This is a genomic window from Microbacterium sp. TPD7012, from assembly GCF_003075395.1.
In the GTDB taxonomy this organism is placed as follows: Bacteria; Actinomycetota; Actinomycetes; order Actinomycetales; family Microbacteriaceae; genus Microbacterium.
The window spans coordinates 344515-361102 of record NZ_QDFV01000003.1 but is presented as its reverse complement, the minus strand read 5'-3'; the positions used below and the strand labels follow the sequence as shown (position 1 = coordinate 361102).

18 protein-coding genes are annotated in these 16588 nt (G+C 70.2%); 11 read left to right on the top strand and 7 right to left on the bottom strand.

Translation table 11 applies throughout. The annotated features are described in order from the left end of the window. The first annotated feature begins 33 nt into the window (after positions 1–33). The 4 genes from murA to DC434_RS09835 are packed head-to-tail and all read left to right on the top strand — an operon-like array spanning position 34 to position 4276. On the top strand, positions 34–1401 hold the full coding sequence (gene murA, locus DC434_RS09850; protein ID WP_116635102.1) for a UDP-N-acetylglucosamine 1-carboxyvinyltransferase: 1368 nt from the start codon (positions 34–36) through the stop codon (positions 1399–1401). Further along, positions 1398–2162, top strand: coding sequence for a lysophospholipid acyltransferase family protein (locus DC434_RS09845; RefSeq protein WP_116635101.1), 765 nt, complete (start codon positions 1398–1400; stop codon positions 2160–2162). Before murA ends, DC434_RS09845 begins: the two co-directional genes overlap by 4 nt. Next, positions 2152–3288: an NAD(P)H-dependent glycerol-3-phosphate dehydrogenase gene (locus DC434_RS09840; RefSeq protein WP_116635100.1), complete on the top strand. Its 1137-nt coding sequence runs from the start codon at positions 2152–2154 to the stop codon at positions 3286–3288. Before DC434_RS09845 ends, DC434_RS09840 begins: the two co-directional genes overlap by 11 nt. Continuing rightward, entirely contained in the window at positions 3194–4276 is a 1083-nt protein-coding gene (locus DC434_RS09835; RefSeq protein WP_116635099.1) for a D-alanine--D-alanine ligase family protein, read from the top strand. The genes DC434_RS09840 and DC434_RS09835 overlap by 95 nt, the downstream gene beginning before the upstream one ends. A 1-nt stretch (position 4277) precedes the next feature. Here DC434_RS09835 and DC434_RS09830 read toward each other — a convergent pair whose 3' ends face one another. Then, positions 4278–4760: a DUF3515 domain-containing protein gene (locus DC434_RS09830; RefSeq protein WP_116635098.1), complete on the bottom strand. Its 483-nt coding sequence runs from the start codon at positions 4758–4760 to the stop codon at positions 4278–4280. A 23-nt stretch (positions 4761–4783) separates the two neighbouring features. On the opposite strand from DC434_RS09830, the gene thiL reads away from it, so the two are divergent. After that, a complete protein-coding gene (gene thiL / locus DC434_RS09825) occupies positions 4784–5779 on the top strand; it encodes a thiamine-phosphate kinase (protein ID WP_116635097.1) in 996 nt (331 codons plus the stop codon). Here the strand turns inward: thiL and rsmD are convergent. Next, positions 5749–6366 carry a 16S rRNA (guanine(966)-N(2))-methyltransferase RsmD gene (gene rsmD / locus DC434_RS09820; RefSeq protein WP_116635096.1) on the bottom strand — a complete coding sequence of 206 codons (618 nt, stop codon included), beginning with the start codon at positions 6364–6366 and terminating at the stop codon, positions 5749–5751. The genes thiL and rsmD overlap by 31 nt on opposite strands. Before the next feature lie 61 nt (positions 6367–6427). Here rsmD and DC434_RS09815 point away from each other — a divergent pair, with 61 nt between their 5' ends. The 6 genes from DC434_RS09815 (at position 6428) to mutM (ending at position 11555) form a co-directional block, all read left to right on the top strand. Continuing rightward, positions 6428–8602, top strand: a complete 2175-nt coding sequence (locus DC434_RS09815; protein ID WP_116635095.1) for an ATP-dependent DNA helicase RecG — start codon at positions 6428–6430, stop codon at positions 8600–8602. Positions 8603–8662: 60 nt separating this feature from the next. Continuing rightward, positions 8663–9160, top strand: a complete 498-nt coding sequence (gene coaD / locus DC434_RS09810; RefSeq protein ID WP_116635094.1) for a pantetheine-phosphate adenylyltransferase — start codon at positions 8663–8665, stop codon at positions 9158–9160. Positions 9161–9231: 71 nt separating this feature from the next. Further along, positions 9232–9780, top strand: coding sequence for a DUF177 domain-containing protein (locus DC434_RS09805; protein ID WP_116635413.1), 549 nt, complete (start codon positions 9232–9234; stop codon positions 9778–9780). 2 nt (positions 9781–9782) lie between these two features. After that, complete coding sequence (rpmF, locus tag DC434_RS09800; RefSeq protein WP_116635093.1) at positions 9783–9992, top strand: 50S ribosomal protein L32; 210 nt, start codon at positions 9783–9785, stop codon at positions 9990–9992. Between the two features lie 14 nt (positions 9993–10006). Further along, entirely contained in the window at positions 10007–10699 is a 693-nt protein-coding gene (gene rnc / locus DC434_RS09795; protein ID WP_116635092.1) for a ribonuclease III, read from the top strand. Continuing rightward, on the top strand, positions 10692–11555 hold the full coding sequence (mutM, locus tag DC434_RS09790) for a bifunctional DNA-formamidopyrimidine glycosylase/DNA-(apurinic or apyrimidinic site) lyase (RefSeq protein ID WP_116635091.1): 864 nt from the start codon (positions 10692–10694) through the stop codon (positions 11553–11555). Before rnc ends, mutM begins: the two co-directional genes overlap by 8 nt. An 11-nt stretch (positions 11556–11566) precedes the next feature. On the opposite strand, the gene DC434_RS09785 is transcribed toward mutM, so the two are convergent. The 5 genes from DC434_RS09785 to DC434_RS09765 all read right to left on the bottom strand — a co-directional run bounded on the left by DC434_RS09785 (position 11567) and on the right by DC434_RS09765 (position 16143). Next, positions 11567–12889, bottom strand: coding sequence for an FtsX-like permease family protein (locus DC434_RS09785; RefSeq protein WP_116635090.1), 1323 nt, complete (start codon positions 12887–12889; stop codon positions 11567–11569). Next, on the bottom strand, positions 12886–13581 hold the full coding sequence (locus tag DC434_RS09780) for an ABC transporter ATP-binding protein (protein ID WP_116635089.1): 696 nt from the start codon (positions 13579–13581) through the stop codon (positions 12886–12888). Before DC434_RS09780 ends, DC434_RS09785 begins: the two co-directional genes overlap by 4 nt. A gap of 101 nt (positions 13582–13682) precedes the next feature. After that, positions 13683–14762 (bottom strand): GNAT family N-acetyltransferase, encoded by a 1080-nt coding sequence (locus tag DC434_RS09775; protein ID WP_116635088.1) that lies wholly within the window; start codon positions 14760–14762, stop codon positions 13683–13685. Beyond that, complete coding sequence (locus DC434_RS09770) at positions 14759–15847, bottom strand: GNAT family N-acetyltransferase (RefSeq protein ID WP_116635087.1); 1089 nt, start codon at positions 15845–15847, stop codon at positions 14759–14761. Before DC434_RS09770 ends, DC434_RS09775 begins: the two co-directional genes overlap by 4 nt. A gap of 14 nt (positions 15848–15861) precedes the next feature. Next, entirely contained in the window at positions 15862–16143 is a 282-nt protein-coding gene (locus DC434_RS09765; RefSeq protein ID WP_116635086.1) for a hypothetical protein, read from the bottom strand. Positions 16144–16588 lie beyond the last annotated feature (445 nt).

Here is a 16588-nt window from a genome sequence, read left to right as displayed (position 1 = left end):
CCCCGAAATCCGTGGAATGAAGTGAGGCTCCGAATGACGACACCTGTGCGCGACGCTCTTCCGGACGGAGTCCCCGCTCTCACCGGAGACGTCCTCGCCATTCGAGGCGGCCGCCCGCTCAGCGGTCGCGTCGACGTCAAGGGGGCCAAGAACCTCGCGACGAAGGCGATGGTGGCCTCGCTCCTCGGCGAGACCGTCAGCGTGCTCCGCGACGTCCCCGCGATCAGCGACGTGGCCGTCGTCCGCTCGCTGCTCGAAGTGCACGGCGTCAACGTCTCCGACGGAGACGAGCCCGGCGCGCTGGTGTTCGACCCGAGCGACGTCGAATCGGCGCACTTCGAGGAGATCGACGCCCATGCCGGCGCCTCCCGGATCCCGATCCTCTTCTGCGGACCGCTGCTGCACCGTCTCGGTCAGGCGTTCATCCCCGACCTCGGCGGATGCCGCATCGGCGATCGCCCGATCGACTTCCACCTGGACGCGCTCCGCAAGTTCGGCGCCGTGGTCGAGAAGCTCCCCAGCGGCATCCGTCTCTCCACGCCGCACGGGCGTCTGCACGGGGCGAACATCCACCTCCCGTACCCGAGCGTCGGCGCCACCGAGCAGGTGCTGCTCACCGCCGTCCGCGCGGAGGGCACGACGGAGCTGCGCAACGCGGCCATCGAGCCCGAGATCATGGATCTCATCGCCGTCCTGCAGAAGATGGGCGCGATCATCTCCTACGAGCCCAACCGCGTCATCGTGATCGAGGGCGTCGAGAAGCTCCGCGGCTACGACCACCGCTCCATCTTCGACCGCAACGAGGCCGCGTCCTGGGCGTCTGCCGCGCTGGCGACCGACGGCGAGATCTTCGTCGGCGGCGCGAAGCAGCAGGAGATGCTCACGTTCCTCAACGTGTTCCGCAAGGCCGGCGGCTGGTTCGACGTCCAGGAGGACGGCATCCTCTTCCGTCGCGACGGCGACATCCAGCCCGTGGTCGTCGAGACCGACGTGCACCCCGGCTTCATGACCGACTGGCAGCAGCCGCTCGTGGTGGCGCTGACGCAGGCGCACGGCCGCTCCGTGGTGCACGAGACCGTGTACGAGAACCGGATGGGCTTCACCGACGCGCTGGTCAAGATGGGCGCCGACATCGTCGTGCACCCGCACGGCCTTCAGGCCGGTCCTCGTCGGGTTCCGCGTCGCGAGCTGGAGCAGGCCGCCGTCATCACCGGCCCGACCCCGCTGCACGGCGCCGACATCGTCGTCCCCGACCTCCGGGGCGGCTACAGCCACGTCATCGCCGCCCTCACCGCGACGGGCGAGTCGAAGGTCTCGGGCGTCGACATCCTCAGCCGCGGCTACGAGAAGTTCCTGGCCAAGCTCGACGCACTGGGCGCCGACTTCGACGTCATCCGGTGACGCGGGTGACTTCCCGATCGTCGGAGACGACGCGGCCGAGTGTGTTCTGGCCGCTCGCCGCGCTGGTGATCCCACCGGTCGCCCTGATCGCGAAGATCCGCGTCACGGGTGCGGAGAAGCTTCCGCAGGAGGGGTCCTTCGTCCTCGCTCCGAACCACTACTCCGAGTTCGATCCGCTGATCGTGTCCGTCGCCGTGTGGCGCATCGGCCGCGCCCCGCGGTTCATGGCCAAGGAGAGCCTCTTCCGTGTACCGGTGCTGGGGTGGTTCCTGAAGCGCACCGGCATGATCCCCGTGGCCCGCACGTCGTCGGCGGCGTCCGCGAAGCAGACCATGAAGCAGTCGGCCGAGCTCGTCGAGCACGGACGCGGCGTCATCGTGTACCCGGAGGGCACGCTCACGCGCGACCCCGAGCTCTGGCCGATGCGCGGCAAGTCCGGCGCGGTGCGACTGGCCCTCGCCGACGGCATCCCGCTGATCCCCATGGCGCAGTGGGGCACGCAGGCCATCATGGGCCGCTACCAGAAGGGCCTCAGCCTCTGGCCGCTGCGCAAGCCCGTGCAGGTGGTCATCGGCGATCCGGTCGACGTCTCCGACCTGCGCAGCCGCGCGGGTGAGCCGGCGGCGCTCAACGAGGCGACCACGCGTCTGATGGATGCGATCACCGCTCTGCTCGAGGAGCTGCGCGATGAGAAGGCGCCCGCGGAACGCTGGAATCCCGCGAGCCACGGCCAGAAGGAGACGGGTCGCCTTGACTCCTAAGAGACCCGCCGTCCCGATCGGCCCGCGGGCCACGGTCATCGGCGCCGGCAGCTGGGGCACCACCTTCGGCAAGATCCTCGCCGACGGCGGGGCGCAGGTGACGATGTGGGCACGCCGCGCCGAGCTCGCGCACGAGATCGACGAGGCAAAGCGCAACTCGCGATACCTGCCAGGCATCAACCTTCCCCGCTCGATGGCGGCGACGCATGAGCTGGCCACCTCGCTCGAGGGCGCGGAGCAGGTCTATCTCTCGGTGCCGAGCCAGTCGCTGCGTGAGAACCTCAAGGCGCTGCGCCCCCTGCTGGCCGACAGCGACGCCAAGATCGTCAGCCTGATGAAGGGCGTCGAGCGCGGCACCGGACTGCGCATGAGCCAGGTCATCCAGCAGGAGCTGCGCTGCGATCCCGACCGCATCGCCGTGGCATCCGGGCCCAACCTGGCTCTGGAGATCGCCCGCGAGCAGCCGACCGCCGCCGTGATCTCCTCGCGCAGCCAGGAGACGGCGGAGATCGTCGCGAGGGCGGCGCGAAACAGCTACTTCCGCACGTTCGTGAACACCGACGTGATCGGCACGGAGTTCGGCGGTGTGCTGAAGAACCTGATCGCGGTCGCGATCGGCATCGTGGACGGCGTGGGCTACGGCGAGAACACGAAGGCCTCGATCATCACCCGCGGCCTCGTCGAGATGACCGACTTCGCCGTGGCGAACGGTGCGCACCCGGAGACGCTCCAGGGGCTCGCCGGTCTCGGCGACCTCATCGCGACCTGCCAGTCTCCGCTGAGCCGCAACAACACGGCCGGGCGCCTGCTCGGCCAGGGGTACAGCTTCCAGGATGTCGTGAAGCAGATGCAGCAGACGGCGGAAGGCCTCGCCTCCGTCGCCCCTGTGCTGCAGCTCGCCCGCGAGTCCGAGGTGGACATGCCCATCGTCGAACAGGTGAAGATGGTGCTCGACGGGAAGATGGATCCCCGCGATATCGCACCCCACCTGACGACGGACGACGACACCCCCCAGGGTGAGAGGACCAACCATGGACAAGCAGACGGTGGTGGTGCTCTTCGGAGGGCGCTCCAGCGAGCATTCGATCAGTTCCGCAACGGCGGGGGGCGTGCTGGGAGCGATTGATCGCGACCGCTACTCCGTGATCCCGGTGGGGATCACGCGCGAGGGGGCATTCGTCCTCGAGGACGACGACCCCGCGAAGTTCCCGCTCGACGCGGCGCACCTTCCCGAGGTGGTCGACAACGGCACCCGCGTCCTGTGGCCGGAGCCGGGTGGCGACCGCACTCTGCGGGTCGTGCACCCCGACGGTGACACCGAGGGGCTCGGCGAGATCGACGTGGTCCTGCCCATCCTGCACGGCACGCACGGGGAGGACGGGACGATCCAGGGCTTCTTCGACACCCTCGAGGTTCCCTACGCCGGCGGTGGAGTCCTCGACTCCGCGCTCTGCATGGACAAGCACTTCATGAAGATCGCGCTCCAGGCGGCCGGCATCTCCGTCGCGCCGGGCGTCACGGTCCGAGGTCGGGAGTGGGACCAGGATGCCGCGCCGGTGCGCGCGAGCGCCGCAGACCTCGGCCTGCCGCTGTTCGTGAAGCCGGCGCGTGCCGGTTCGAGCGTCGGTGTCTCGAAGGTCGAGAGCCTGGACGAGCTGGATGCCGCTCTCGCGACCGCCTTCGCCGAAGACGACAAGGTGCTCATCGAGACCGGGGTGAGCGGCCGGGAGATCGAGGTCGCGGTGCTCGAGAGCGCCGACGGTGTGCGGGCGTCGCTTCCCGGCGAGATCGTGCTGACTTCTCGCGGGTTCTACGACTTCGAGGGGAAGTACCTCGGCGGCGACGGGGTCGACGTCGTCTGCCCGGCCGAGCTGACCGACGCCGAGGTCGCCGCGATCCAGGACGCCGGGATCCGCGCGTTCGAGGCCGTCGACGGGCGCGGTCTCGCCCGCGTCGACATGTTCCTGACGCCTGCGGGTGAGCTGGTCGTCAACGAGCTCAACACGATGCCCGGCTTCACGCCGATCTCGATGTTCCCGAAGTGCTGGGTGGCCTCCGGGCTGAGCTACGGCGATCTGATCACCGAACTGGTCGAGGCCGGGCTGCGGCGCTGATTCAGCCCGCGGGGAACTCGACCCGCTCGGTGCACTGCGCGGTCGCCGGGGAGAGCCCCGGCTGGATGCTGGACGAGATCGTGTCGACCACGGCCTGGAAGTCGATCTGCTCGCCGCGGCGGATGTTGACCTCGACGGCGGGTTCGCGGCCGTAGGTGACGAGCCGCTGGCGCTCCTCCTCCTGATCGAGGACGAGCCAATCGACGCCGCCGATCGTCGTGCACACGAGCGCGGACGGGGCGGGCGGCTCGACGCCGCAGCGCAGCACGATCGTCGGGTCGCCCCACGCGCCGGTCGCCTGAGCATCGGTCCAGACCCGGTCGAAGCCTCCGACGCTGTCCGGGAGCAGCACGGAGACCGCAGCGCAGCCGGGATCGTTCGCATCCTCGGCGGGTTCGAGATGCACGGTCGTGGAGCAGCCGGCGAGGGCCGCGGCCAGGATCACCGCACCTGCGACGGCTGCGAGGCGACGGGAACGGAGCATGCTTCCAGGCTACCTTTGACAGCATGCCCTCCCGACCCGCAGCCGACGACCCTGCCCTCGGAGATCTCTCGGAAGGCGCGATCCTCCGAGCGATCCTCACCCGCACCGCTCCGGGGACGTACACGCTCCTCGGGCCGGGCGACGATGCGGCTGTCGTCGCCGCGCCGTCGGGCAGCGTGGTGGCGACGACGGACACCCTCGTGCACGGACCGGACTTCCGGCTCGCCTGGTCGAACGGGTACGACCTCGGCTGGAAGGCGGCGGCGGTGAACCTCGCGGACATCGCGGCGATGGGCGCCCGCCCGACCGCGCTTCTCGTGGCCCTCGCCGTCCCGCGTGATCTGCGCCTGTCCTTCGTCGAGCGGCTCGCCGACGGGTTCCGTGAGGCCTGCGCGGCGTTGGCTCCCGGCTGCGCCGTGGTGGGCGGGGACCTCACGGTCTCCGATGTGCTGACCGTCGCGGTGACCGCGCTCGGCGATGTGGAGGGACGGGCGGCGGTGACCCGCTCCGGCGCCCGACCGGGCGACGTGGTCGCGGTCGCGGGCGAGCTGGGGCACGCCGCGCATGGCCTCGCCGTGCTGTTCGGTCGGTTCCGTGACGGCGACGTGCCGGTCGCGGTCGATCCGTCGAAGCTCGCCGCGGGGGAGAGCGCCGCGGTCGCCGCGCAGCTGCGTCCTTCTCCGCCGGTCGGACTCGGCCCGGTGGCCGCGACGGCGGGCGCGACCGCCATGATGGACATCTCCGACGGCCTCGCACTCGATGCGCGGCGGATGGCCGCGGCGTCGGGGGTCACGATCGCTCTCGACGGCGGGTCCCTCGGCGACGATCCGGATCGTGCGCTGGCGGGCGGCGAGGATCACGGTCTCCTCGCGACGTTCCCGGACGGCGTCCTCCCGCCCGGATTCCGGGTCATCGGCGAGGTGCGGGCCGCCGGCAGCGACGAGCTGCTGTGCGACGAGCACCCGGTGGACGTCTCCGGATGGGATCCCTATCGCGACTGGGATTCGGTCGCGGGCTGAGCGTCGATCCCGGGCTGCTCGTCCGGTGAGACCGGCTCCGCCCACCACAGCGCCGTGTCGCCGTAGGCCTTCTCGCGGAACAGCTCGAGGCCCGCTGCGGCGAAGTCAGGCGGTGTCGAGCGCCGAGCACGTTCGACGACGACGAGCGCCTGTGGCGAGAGCAGCGGCGCGAGGGCGATCAGGTCGGCCGTCATCGCCTCATCGTCGAGATCGTACGGCGGGTCGGAGAACACGAGGTTGAACGTGCCGGAGGCCCGCAGCAGGTAGGTGTGCACGGCCACCTCGTGCACGCGGACGGCCGCCGAACCGCCCGCCTTCGCCACGGTCGCGGCGTTGCGGCGGATCAGCGCGGACGCCTGGCGTCCGCGCTCTACGAGATCCGTGCTCGCCGCGCCGCGGCTGAGCGCCTCCAGCCCGAGGGCCCCGGATCCCGCATAGAGGTCCAGCACGCGCGCGCCGTCGATGGCATCCGCGGACTCCAGAGCGCCGAACAGGGACTCGCGCACCCGGTCGCTGGTCGGACGTGTGCCGGCGCCCGGCACCTCGAGTCGTGCTCCGCGTGCCCGTCCGGCGATGATCCTCGTCACCCGTTCACGATACGACAGACACGGCGTCCGAGGTGTCCGCGGGGTTCCCTAGACTCGGAGCATGCCGCTCACGCTCGATTCCTCGCTGGAGGAGGCCCTCGGCGCCGCCCCCGCGAAGACGCTGAACCGGGCGTTCGGCATGCAGTCGGTCGCAGACCTGGTCTCGCACTACCCCCGGCGCTACGCCGATCCAGGGGAGCTCACGCCCATCCGCGACCTCCCCATCGGCGAGACCGTGACGATCGTGGCCGAGGTGCTCTCCTCGAGCTTCCGCCGCATGCGCAACCGCCAGGGGGCGATGGTCGATGTCGTGATCGGTGACGGCATCGGGCGCATGTCGCTGACGTTCTTCGCCAAGAACCTCGGCGCCGCCGAGTGGCGCTCGAAAGACCTCGCGGTCGGACGGCGCGGTGTGTTCTCGGGCAAGGTCGGCATGTTCAACGACGTCACCCAGTTCGCTCACCCCGAGTACGAGCTCTTCGACGACGAAGACGCGGCCCGGCGCCGGGCCGACGCGCGGGCGGCGGTGCTCATCCCGATCTACCCGGCGACCTCGACGCTGCAGACCTGGCAGATCGCGAAGTTCGTCGGACGGGTGCTCGACGACCTGACCGGCATCCCCGATCCGCTCCCGGAAGAGGTGCGCACCGGGGAGGAGCTGCTCACGGCCGCCGAGGCTCTCGAGCTCATCCACCGGCCGCGCACGCGCAACGACATCGATCCTGCCGTTCGCACCCTGCGGATGCATGAGGCTCTCACGCTGCAGACGGCCCTGCTCCAGCAGCGCGATGCGGTCCGCGCGCTCTCGGCCACCGCGCGCCCTGCGGAGCCCGGAGGCCTGCTGGAGCGTTTCGACGCCTCGCTGCCCTACGCGCTGACCCCTGACCAGCAGACAGTCGGCGACCAGGTCGCGCACGACCTGGTGGGCGCCTGGCCGATGAACCGCCTGGTCCAGGGCGAGGTCGGCTCCGGCAAGACGCTTGTCGCGCTGCGCGCGATGCTGCAGGTCGCCGAGAGCGGAGGGCAGGCCGCGCTGATCGCTCCGACCGAGGTCCTCGCCGGTCAGCACCTCCGCTCCATCGCGAAGATGCTCGGCCCGCAGCTCGCACCTCTCGTCATGCCGACGCTGCTCACCGGACAGCTCCCGGCCGCCGAACGCCGCAAGGCCGCGCTGCGCGTCGCGTCGGGGCAGTCGCTCATCGTCGTCGGAACGCACGCGCTGCTCGGCGAGAAGACGACCTTCGCCGATCTCGGCCTCGTGGTCGTCGACGAGCAGCATCGCTTCGGCGTCGAGCAGCGGGAGGCCCTGCGGGCGAAGGGCTCGAGCCCGCACGCGCTGGTGCTGACGGCGACCCCGATCCCGAGGACCGTGGCGATGACGGTCTTCGGCGACCTCGACACCTCTGTCATCCGGACGATGCCGGCCGGACGGGCCGGCATCGAGTCGTTCGTCGCTCCGCTCGCCGAGCATCCGGGGTGGTTCAACCGGGTCTGGGACCGCGCTGCCGAGGAGATCGCGCAGGGTCGGCAGGTCTTCGCCGTCTGCGCAGCGATCGACACCGCCAAGAAGACGGCGGAGCCGGGGGAGCAGTCCGCCCTCGCGCCCGAAGGTGCGGCAGGGCCGCGGTGGGGTGTGGTGCAGCTCGACGAGGCGCTCGCGACGCACCCGAAGCTGGGATCGCTCCGCCGGGCCGTGCTGCACGGCAAGATGCCCTCGGACGAGAAGGATGCCGTGATGCAGGCCTTCGCGCGCGGCGAGATCGACCTGCTGCTGGCGACCACGGTCATCGAGGTCGGTGTCGACGTTCCGAACGCCTCGACGATGATCGTCCTCGACGCCGACCGCTTCGGCGTCTCCCAGCTGCATCAGCTGCGGGGCCGGGTGGGTCGCGGCGGGGTGCCGGGGCTCTGTCTCCTGGTCACGGAGGCCGAGGCGGGTTCCGTCGCCCTCGAGCGCGTGGATGCCGTCGCGGCGACCCTCGACGGCTTCGCGCTGGCCGAGGTCGACCTCGAGCTGCGTGGCGAGGGCGATGTGCTCGGTGCGGCGCAGGCGGGCGTCCGATCGTCGCTCAAGCTGCTGCGCGTCGTGAAGGACGCGGGGCTCATCACCCGTGCCCGTGAGGTCGCCGAGCAGATCCTCTCGGCAGACCCCGGACTCGCGCGGCATCCGGGACTGCGCGAAGTGATCGGCCGCCGGGTGAGCGACGAGGACCGCGCCGCGCTGGCGAAGAACTGACGCGATCCGCGTGCCCTAGGCTGGAGCCATGCGATGCACGGAGCGACGGATGGAGTCCCAGTGAGCAGCCGGATCGCCGTCGTCCCCGGTTCTTTCGATCCGCCGACGCTGGGTCACCTCGACGTGATCCGTCGTGCCGCGAAGCTCTACGACGAGCTGCACGTGCTCGTCGTCCACAACCCCGGCAAAGAGGCGATGCTGCCCATCGCGCAGCGCCTCTCGCTCCTCGAGCGCTCGATCGCCGAAGACGGCATGGCCGGGACCATCGTGATCGGCTCCTGGAGCATGGGCCTTCTCGTGGACTACGCCCGCGACGTCGGAGCCGGGGTCCTGGTGAAGGGCATCCGCTCCCAGATCGACGTGGCGTACGAATCGCCGATGGCGATCGTCAACCGGCACCTGGCCGACATCGAGACCGTCTTCCTGCTTCCGGACCCGTCGCACGCGATGGTGTCGAGCTCGCTCGTGCGCCAGGTCGCGTCGCTCGGCGGCGACGTCACCCCGTTCGTCCCCCCGGCCGTCGCCGCATTCCTCGACACCGGCGCGCGCGGGATCTGACGACCGCTCACCGCCGCTCGTCCGGCCCGCTCGCAGACGGAGCCGGGTAGCATGGCGTGGTGCGATCTCGACTGAACGGCCCTTTCGTCCTTCCCGTCCGCGACATCGTCCGACGCCCGGGGGAGATGCGTGAACACGAGTTCACGGTGAGTCTCGCCGAACCCTGGGGCGAGGGGATCGTCCGGTACGAGGCGGGTTCCGACCTCGACATCGACGTGCGTCTCGAGTCGGTCCACGAGGGGATCCTGGTCTCCGGAACGGCGGAGGCGGAGTACGCCGGAGTGTGCGGAAGATGCCTCATCGACATCACTCAGCCTGTCGAAGTCGAGTTCCAGGAGCTTTTCGCGTATCCTGGTGAGGAAGAAACTGACTTCGAGGTTCAAGACGACCACGTGGATCTTGAAACTCTCGTCAGGGATGCGGCCGTGTTGTCGCTTCCATTTCAGCCGGTGTGTCAGCCGGACTGCCCGGGTCTCGACCCGAAAACGGGCGAAAGGCTGACCGTGAGCACCGGGACGGAGCAGGCCGCTCCCATCGATCCTCGATGGAGCGCGCTCCAGCAGATCACAGACCAAGACGGCAAGGCATCGAGCCGCGCCGCCGAGAAAGAAGAGAGCTAGTCATGGCTGGTAACCCCCCGAAGCGCAAGGTCTCCCGTTCGAACACCCGCTCGCGCCGCGCGCAGTGGAAGGCGGCGCCCGTCGCCCTCGTGAAGACGATCGAGAACGGCAAGACCGTCTACAGCCGTCCCCACCAGGCGAAGGTCGTCACCGACTCGCAGGGCACCGAGCTCTTCCTGGAGTACAAGGGCCGCAAGGTCGCTGACGTCTGAGTCGCGAACTCATCGTGACGGAGGTCCCCGGGGGGACGAGACCTCTCCCAGTCAAGCTCCGCGTCGACATCGACGCGGAGCTTCTGGAGTTGGCGCTCACCCATCGCTCGTACGCGTACGAGCACGGCGGCATCCCGCACAACGAGCGCCTGGAGTTCCTCGGCGACTCGGTGCTCGGCCAGGCCGTCACGGTCATGCTGTTCACCACGCACCCCGATCTGGATGAGGGCGAGCTGGCGAAGCGCCGCGCGAGCGTCGTGTCGACCGTCGCCCTCGCCGAGGTGGCCCGCGGCATCGATCTGGGCAGCCACCTCCGGCTCGGTCGTGGCGAGGAGCAGACCGGCGGTCGTGACAAGGACTCGATCCTCGCCGACACCATGGAAGCCGTCATCGGCGCCACCTATCTGTCGGCGGGCCCCGAGGCCGCGACCGAGCTCGTGCTCCGCCTGACCGAGCCGCTGCTCGCCGATCCCGAGCGCTACGGCGCGGCGATGGATCCGAAGACCAGTCTTCAGGAGCTCGCCGCTCGTTCCGGGGCCACGCCGCCGCAGTACTCGGTCGAGGCCAGCGGACCCGATCACGATCGACGCTTCACCGCGACGGTCGAGGTGGGCGACATCCGCATGACCGGCACCGGCAGCAGCAAGAAGACCGCCGAGATGGCGGCCGCGCTGAGCGCCTGGCGCACGCTGAACGAGCGTGCCTGAGCTTCCCGAGGTCGAGGTCGTCCGCGCAGGTCTCGCGCCTGCGGCGATCGGTTCTGTGATCACCGCGGTCACCGTCCTCGACGAGCGGGCGCTGACACGGCATCCGGCCGGCGCGGCCGATTTCGTCGGACGCCTCGAGGGGCGCAGGTTCTCTGCGGCGTCCCGGCGCGGGAAGTTCCTCTGGCTCCCGCTCGACGATGCGGAGTCCGCGCTGATCGCGCATCTCGGGATGAGCGGGCAGATGCTGCTGCGCGCACCGGATGCCGCGGCGGAGCGCCATGAGCGCATCCGCATCGATCTCGAGCATCCGCAGCACGGCGAGCTCGCGATCGTCTTCTCGGACCAGCGGACGTTCGGATCCCTCGCGGTCGACACCCTGATCCACGACGGCTCGTCCCTGATCCCGACGCAGGTCGGCCACATCGCCCGGGATCCGATCGACGAAGCGTTCGACGACGAGCGCTTCCGGCAGGCTCTCGCCCGCAAGAACAGTGCGATCAAACGGGTGCTCCTCGACCAGAACGTGGTCAGCGGCATCGGCAACATCTACGCCGACGAGGCGCTCTGGGCGGCGCGCATCCATCCGGAGACTCCGGCGATCCGCCTGTCCACACCGGCGGTTCATCGGCTTCTCGCCGAGGTGCGCGCGGTCCTCGCGAAGGCACTCGCCGAGGGCGGAACGAGTTTCGACGCGCAGTACGTCAACGTGAACGGGCAGGCCGGGTACTTCGCGCACTCCCTCAACGCCTACGGTCGCGGTGGTCAGCCGTGCCCGCGCTGCGGGACGCCGATCCGCCGGGCGGCGTTCATGAACCGCTCCTCGCACTTCTGCCCGACCTGCCAGCGCCGCCGCTGACCGCGGCATCGTCACGCTGCCTGGAACGCCCCGTTCAGCAGCGGACGCGTGGCCCAGGTGCTCGCCCAGACGACGCCGATGCCCACGGCGACGATGGCGGCGATCGTCAGGAGCGAGAGCGGTGCCGTGATGAGGGCGATGCCCACGAGCGGGAACACGACGACGGCCGCGCACAGCGCCGATCCGATCGCCGTCACCAGCAGCGGCGACATGATGGCCCGACGTCGCGCCCGATCGACCGTCTCCAGCGGCATTCCCAGGTGATGCAGGCTGCGGTGGAGCTCTCGCTGATCCAGCACGTCGGATGCCTGGTTGACACCGACGGATGCCGCCACCATGAGGAACGAGCCGATGAGCGTGACGACGAGCCCGGTGCGGATGTCGTCCGCCAGGGCGATGTCCGACGCGGTCGCCCCCTCGCCGCCCATGACGTCCAGGAGTGCGACGCCCGTGCCCGCGAACACGGCCATGAACGCGGCCATCGCGATCCCGCCGACCTGGCGCCACGCCGCCTTGGGGGAGTCGAGGACGATGCGCGCGGCGAGCAGGCGCTCCGGCTTCTCCGCGCGACGCAGCTGTCGGGACGCCGAGACCTTGAGGACCCAGGGGCCGACGACATTCAGCACGGCGAGCACGGCGCCGAAGAGCCCGGCGAGCACCGCGATGGTCGCGACGAGGCTTCCGACCGAGGGGAAGACCTTGATCAGGACGAAGGCGATCGCGATGGCGCCGACGGCGATGACCGCGCGGATCCAGTGCACGCTCGAGACGGTGGCTCGCGTCCGGACTCCCAGCGGCGAGATCACGACACGGCGGAGTCCGACGATCGCGCTGCCCGCCGCCAGCACGAGAACGCCCCCGAGAACGGCGAGGATGTGCAGCGGAGACAGGACGACCGCGCCGAAGCCGAGCGGTTCTCCGCGGAACGGGATCATTCCCACCAGCGGACTGATCGCCAGATGGCCGAGGATGCCGGCGAGCGCTCCGGCTCCGGCGACCAGCACCGACTCGGTGACGGTCGCGACGGTGACTCCGGCGGGGGAGACTCCGAGGAGCCGGAGCGTGGAGAGCCGCTCGTCGCGACGACGTGCGGAGAGACGCGCCGCCGCTCCGCCGAGCGACAGGAGCGGGACGACGAGAAGCACCAGCGCGATCGCGGCCAGCGCCTGGTACAGGGGCGCGTACTCGTCGGTCCACCCCCAGAACGACTGCGCGCCGCCGATCACGGTCAGCACGAGCGTGGTGACGATGCCGAAGGCCACGACCGGCAGGGCCAGGACGCTGTTCTGACCGGGAGCGGGGCGGAGGAGCAGGGCGAGCACGTTGGCGTTCATGCGGACACCGCCGAGGCGACGATGCGTCCGTCGCGCACCGCGATCGTGCGGGTGCAGCGTGCGGCGACCTCGGGGTCGTGGGTCACGACGACGAGCGTGCGACCCTGTCCGGTCGTCGACCAGAGCAGCGCGTCCATGACCTCGGCCGACGTCTGGGAGTCCAGCGCACCGGTGGGCTCGTCGGCGAAGACGAGCTCCGCGCCGGTCGCCTGGGCGCGGGCGATCGCCACGCGCTGCGCCTGACCACCGGAGAGCTCGCCGATCCGGCGATCCTCCATGCCGGCGAGCCCGAGCGCAGCGAGCCATGCGGCCGCATGCTGCACGGCATCCTGTCGACGGATCCCGTTGATCATCGAGGCCAGTGCGACGTTCTCGACGGCGGTCAGCTCGGGGATCAGCAGTCCCTGCTGGAAGACGAAGCCGAAGCGCTCGCGACGGAGCCGGGAGCGGGCGGACTCTCCCAGCGAGGTCACCTCCACTGCGGCACCCTCGGCGGGGCGGAAGGTCACGGTGCCGGCATCCGGTGAGACGATGCCGGCCAGCACATGCAGCAGCGTCGTCTTGCCCGACCCTGAGGCTCCCATGATCGCGACGGACTCGCCGCGGTGGACCGCGAGGTCGACGCCGGCGAGGGCACGGGTCGAACCGAAGTTCTTGGTGAGGGCGTGGGATTCGATGACGGGGATGTTCATGCTTCCAGCCTCGTCATCGGCCTCGCCGCCGTCGTCCGTCAGGCGGATGAGGGAGCGGGCCCGACGTCATCCCGGAGAATGAGATCGGGTCCGCAACCGGCTCAGATCCTCTTCTGCCACGCTCCCGCGTACGACACCGGCACGAAGCCGATCGCCTCGTTGATGCTCAGCATCGGCCGGTTCTCCTCGGCGTTGAACGTGGAGACGACCGGCGATGACGGCATCTGCTCCCGCCAGCGGATCAGGTTCGCGCACTTGACGATCATCCCGAGCCGGTGGCCACGATGCTCGCGCGAGACCAGCGTCCCGAACTGGTGCGTGACGCCTCCGCGATCGGCGCCGATCAGCAGCTCGTTGTACGCGACGAGCTCCCCGGTCGGCACGTGCTGGACCGCCGCCACGGACATTGTCTGCCCTGCGCCGGTGAACTGGGCCTCGCGACGGATCACCCGATCCGCGTCCCACGCCTCGGCGACGAAGTCCATCTCACCGCTCGGCGCATCCGTCGACAGGCGCGCGAGGACGGCGGCGAAGCCGTCGCGGAGCTCGGGCGGCGTCGGCAGCATCCATCCGACGAGCCGATAGTCGGCGCCGGCGAAGGACTGCGCGTCCGCGAGTGCCCGGCGCAGCGGCTCCGGGTCCTGGCGCAGGTCGAACTCGCTGTTGCGCTCCACCTGCTCGAGCGTGAAGCCGCGCTCCTCGAGCAGATCGCTGAGCGGGATCGCGGGCACCCGGCCCCAGCCGGTGCGTGGAACCAGCATGCGCTCGGCCTCTTCCGGGCGGTGCAGGGACCAGATCTGCAGGACGCGGCGGCCCTGTGCGCGCGCTTCGTCCTCCGCCCGCGAGAGCAGGGCATCCTCGACGCCGTGTCCCCAGTGCTCCGCCGGGACGAGCAGGTCGATCTCCGCGGCATGCGCCTCGGCCTCCTGCGCGAAGGACACCGTCACCATCCCGAGGATCCGGTCGCCCGAGCGCGCGACGAATCCGGTCTGCAGCGCATCGGTGCTGTCGTGCCACGCCGGCAGCATCTGCGCGGCATCCGGAGCGAGATCGGGCAGCCCGACGGCCTCGTCGCAGACGAGCCGGTTGAGCTCGCCGTAGGCCAGGAAGTCCGCGGCATCGGCATCATCGAGCGAGCGCGGAGCGGTGAGCGGGGTGATCGTCATTGCGATCGTGGTCATGTCAGTTCCTTCTTCCAGGCGCCCTCGTAGGCGGTGGGGGCGAAGCCCATGGCCTCGTTGATGGAGAGCATCGGCCGGTTCTCCTCGGCGTTGTAGGTGATCACGCTCGGCGAGCGAGGGGCGATCTCGAGCCATTCGAGCAGCGCGGCGCACTTCACCAGTTGACCGAGACGGTGGCCGCGGTGCTCCCGGAGCACGAGCGTGTCCTCCTGATGGGTGACCGCGTCCGCGTCCGGACCGATGGCGAGCTCGGTGAACGCGCTGAGCTCGCCGGATGCGATGTGCTCCGCGGCGGTGACCAGCACCGTTCGGCCCATCTCGGCGATCCGTCGCTCGCCCTCCTGCAGACGATCGACGTCCCACGTCTCCTCATCCGTCTCGATCCCGGCCGACGGTGCGTCGGTGGACATGCGCGACTTCATCCACGCGTACCCTGCGGCCCGATCGGCGGGCGTCGGAAGAGTCCACTGCACGACGCGGTAGTCGGTGGAGGCTGAGCGCGCCTGATCGAGGAGGTCGCGCGCCCTCTGGATCGTCTCCGGGGAGAGCGTCAGATGGCTCACGCGATAGACCTGCTCGAGGCGGTAGCCGTGGCGGAGGAGGAACCGGGAGACATGATCCTCCGGAACGCTGCCGAAGCCGGTCGGCGCGGAGATGCGCGGGCCGTCGCTCGGCTGCTGCTCGAGCCACTCCTGCAGCACGGAGCGCCCATGCTCGCGGGCGACGGCCTCCAGGTGGGGAAGCACCGCGCTGCCGATCCCGCGACCCCAGACGTGCGGTCGCAGCTCGATCGAGACGATCGCGACACGCGAGCCTTCCTCGTGGGGGATGTTCACGACGGCGCGTCCGACGATCTCCTCGCCGATGCGCACGGCCCACACGAAAGTGGAGCGCTCCTTCCGGGACCGGAGGATCGGCAGCAGCGCCTCGGGCGTGAGATCGTCCTCGGATCGGCCGGTGATCTCGCGGTAGACGAGGTTGCGGACGCGGGCGAGCTCGCGGAACTCGCCCGCGTCCGCTGCGTCCGCTCGTGCCGGGAGCACGAGCGGACGCAGGGTCGCGCCTGCGGTGAGAGGGATGTCCATGTGGCGAACTCCGATCAGCGCATGCTGCGCTGCAGGTCGTAGGCCAGCAGCGCGTAGGTCTCCGCGGCGGAGCGCTCGCGCTCCCCGAGGATCAGTGAATCAGCGGGCGGGAGGTGCAGCTTCCGGCGTTCGCGCCGGGGACGCTGCGCCCTCTGGAGCAGCCAGAGGCCGATCCGGAGGGAGAGACGATCCGCGAGCGCGAGGCGGCGCAGTTCGTCGGGGCGGGGGATCTGGAGGACCTGCCGGTCCTCGGTATCGGGCGGGTGGGTGATGCCGCGGTGCAGCGTCGTATTCACGATGATTCCTTCGAGATGAATGGTGGATGGGTGTGCGGATTCGTCGTCGAGAGGCCGCGGTGGCGGTCGGAGACGGCGAGGAAGGATGCGACGCCTCGGGGTCGCGAGAAGCGGACACCGAGAGTGGCGGGAGATCCGTGATCTGCGAGCAGATCAGAGGGTGGGGCGCGGGTGAACCGGCGAGAAGGGAGCCCGGTACGGGCCGGAGTTCTCGAGCTGTGGTTCTATGCGAACGCGCTGAAGCGGACGCCGGCGGTCACCGAGTACGCAGGGCGCGGCGCAGAGTGCGCGGGCGCGGCGAGGCCTGTGGCCTGTGCGTTGAGCTGAATGAACATCATCGGTAACCTCCTTTCGTGTGGCGATCCGGAGGACACGGTAGCGAAGGATCGCCGAGGTCGTCAAGCACATCCGCCGTCTCCCGGCGTGTCGCCGCCGGCGCGGGTTC

Excerpts from the sequence above, each read along its gene's own strand:
- murA (WP_116635102.1), top strand. The coding sequence starts at position 34 with ATGACGACACCTGTGCGCGACGCTCTTCCGGACGGAGTCCCCGCTCTC.
- DC434_RS09835 (WP_116635099.1), top strand. The coding sequence starts at position 3,194 with ATGGACAAGCAGACGGTGGTGGTGCTCTTCGGAGGGCGCTCCAGCGAG.
- DC434_RS09830 (WP_116635098.1), bottom strand. The coding sequence starts at position 4,760 with ATGCTCCGTTCCCGTCGCCTCGCAGCCGTCGCAGGTGCGGTGATCCTG.
- thiL (WP_116635097.1), top strand. The coding sequence starts at position 4,784 with ATGCCCTCCCGACCCGCAGCCGACGACCCTGCCCTCGGAGATCTCTCG.
- DC434_RS09815 (WP_116635095.1), top strand. The coding sequence starts at position 6,428 with ATGCCGCTCACGCTCGATTCCTCGCTGGAGGAGGCCCTCGGCGCCGCC.
- rpmF (WP_116635093.1), top strand. The coding sequence starts at position 9,783 with ATGGCTGGTAACCCCCCGAAGCGCAAGGTCTCCCGTTCGAACACCCGC.
- DC434_RS09785 (WP_116635090.1), bottom strand. The coding sequence starts at position 12,889 with ATGAACGCCAACGTGCTCGCCCTGCTCCTCCGCCCCGCTCCCGGTCAG.
- DC434_RS09780 (WP_116635089.1), bottom strand. The coding sequence starts at position 13,581 with ATGAACATCCCCGTCATCGAATCCCACGCCCTCACCAAGAACTTCGGT.
- DC434_RS09775 (WP_116635088.1), bottom strand. The coding sequence starts at position 14,762 with ATGACCACGATCGCAATGACGATCACCCCGCTCACCGCTCCGCGCTCG.
- DC434_RS09770 (WP_116635087.1), bottom strand. The coding sequence starts at position 15,847 with ATGGACATCCCTCTCACCGCAGGCGCGACCCTGCGTCCGCTCGTGCTC.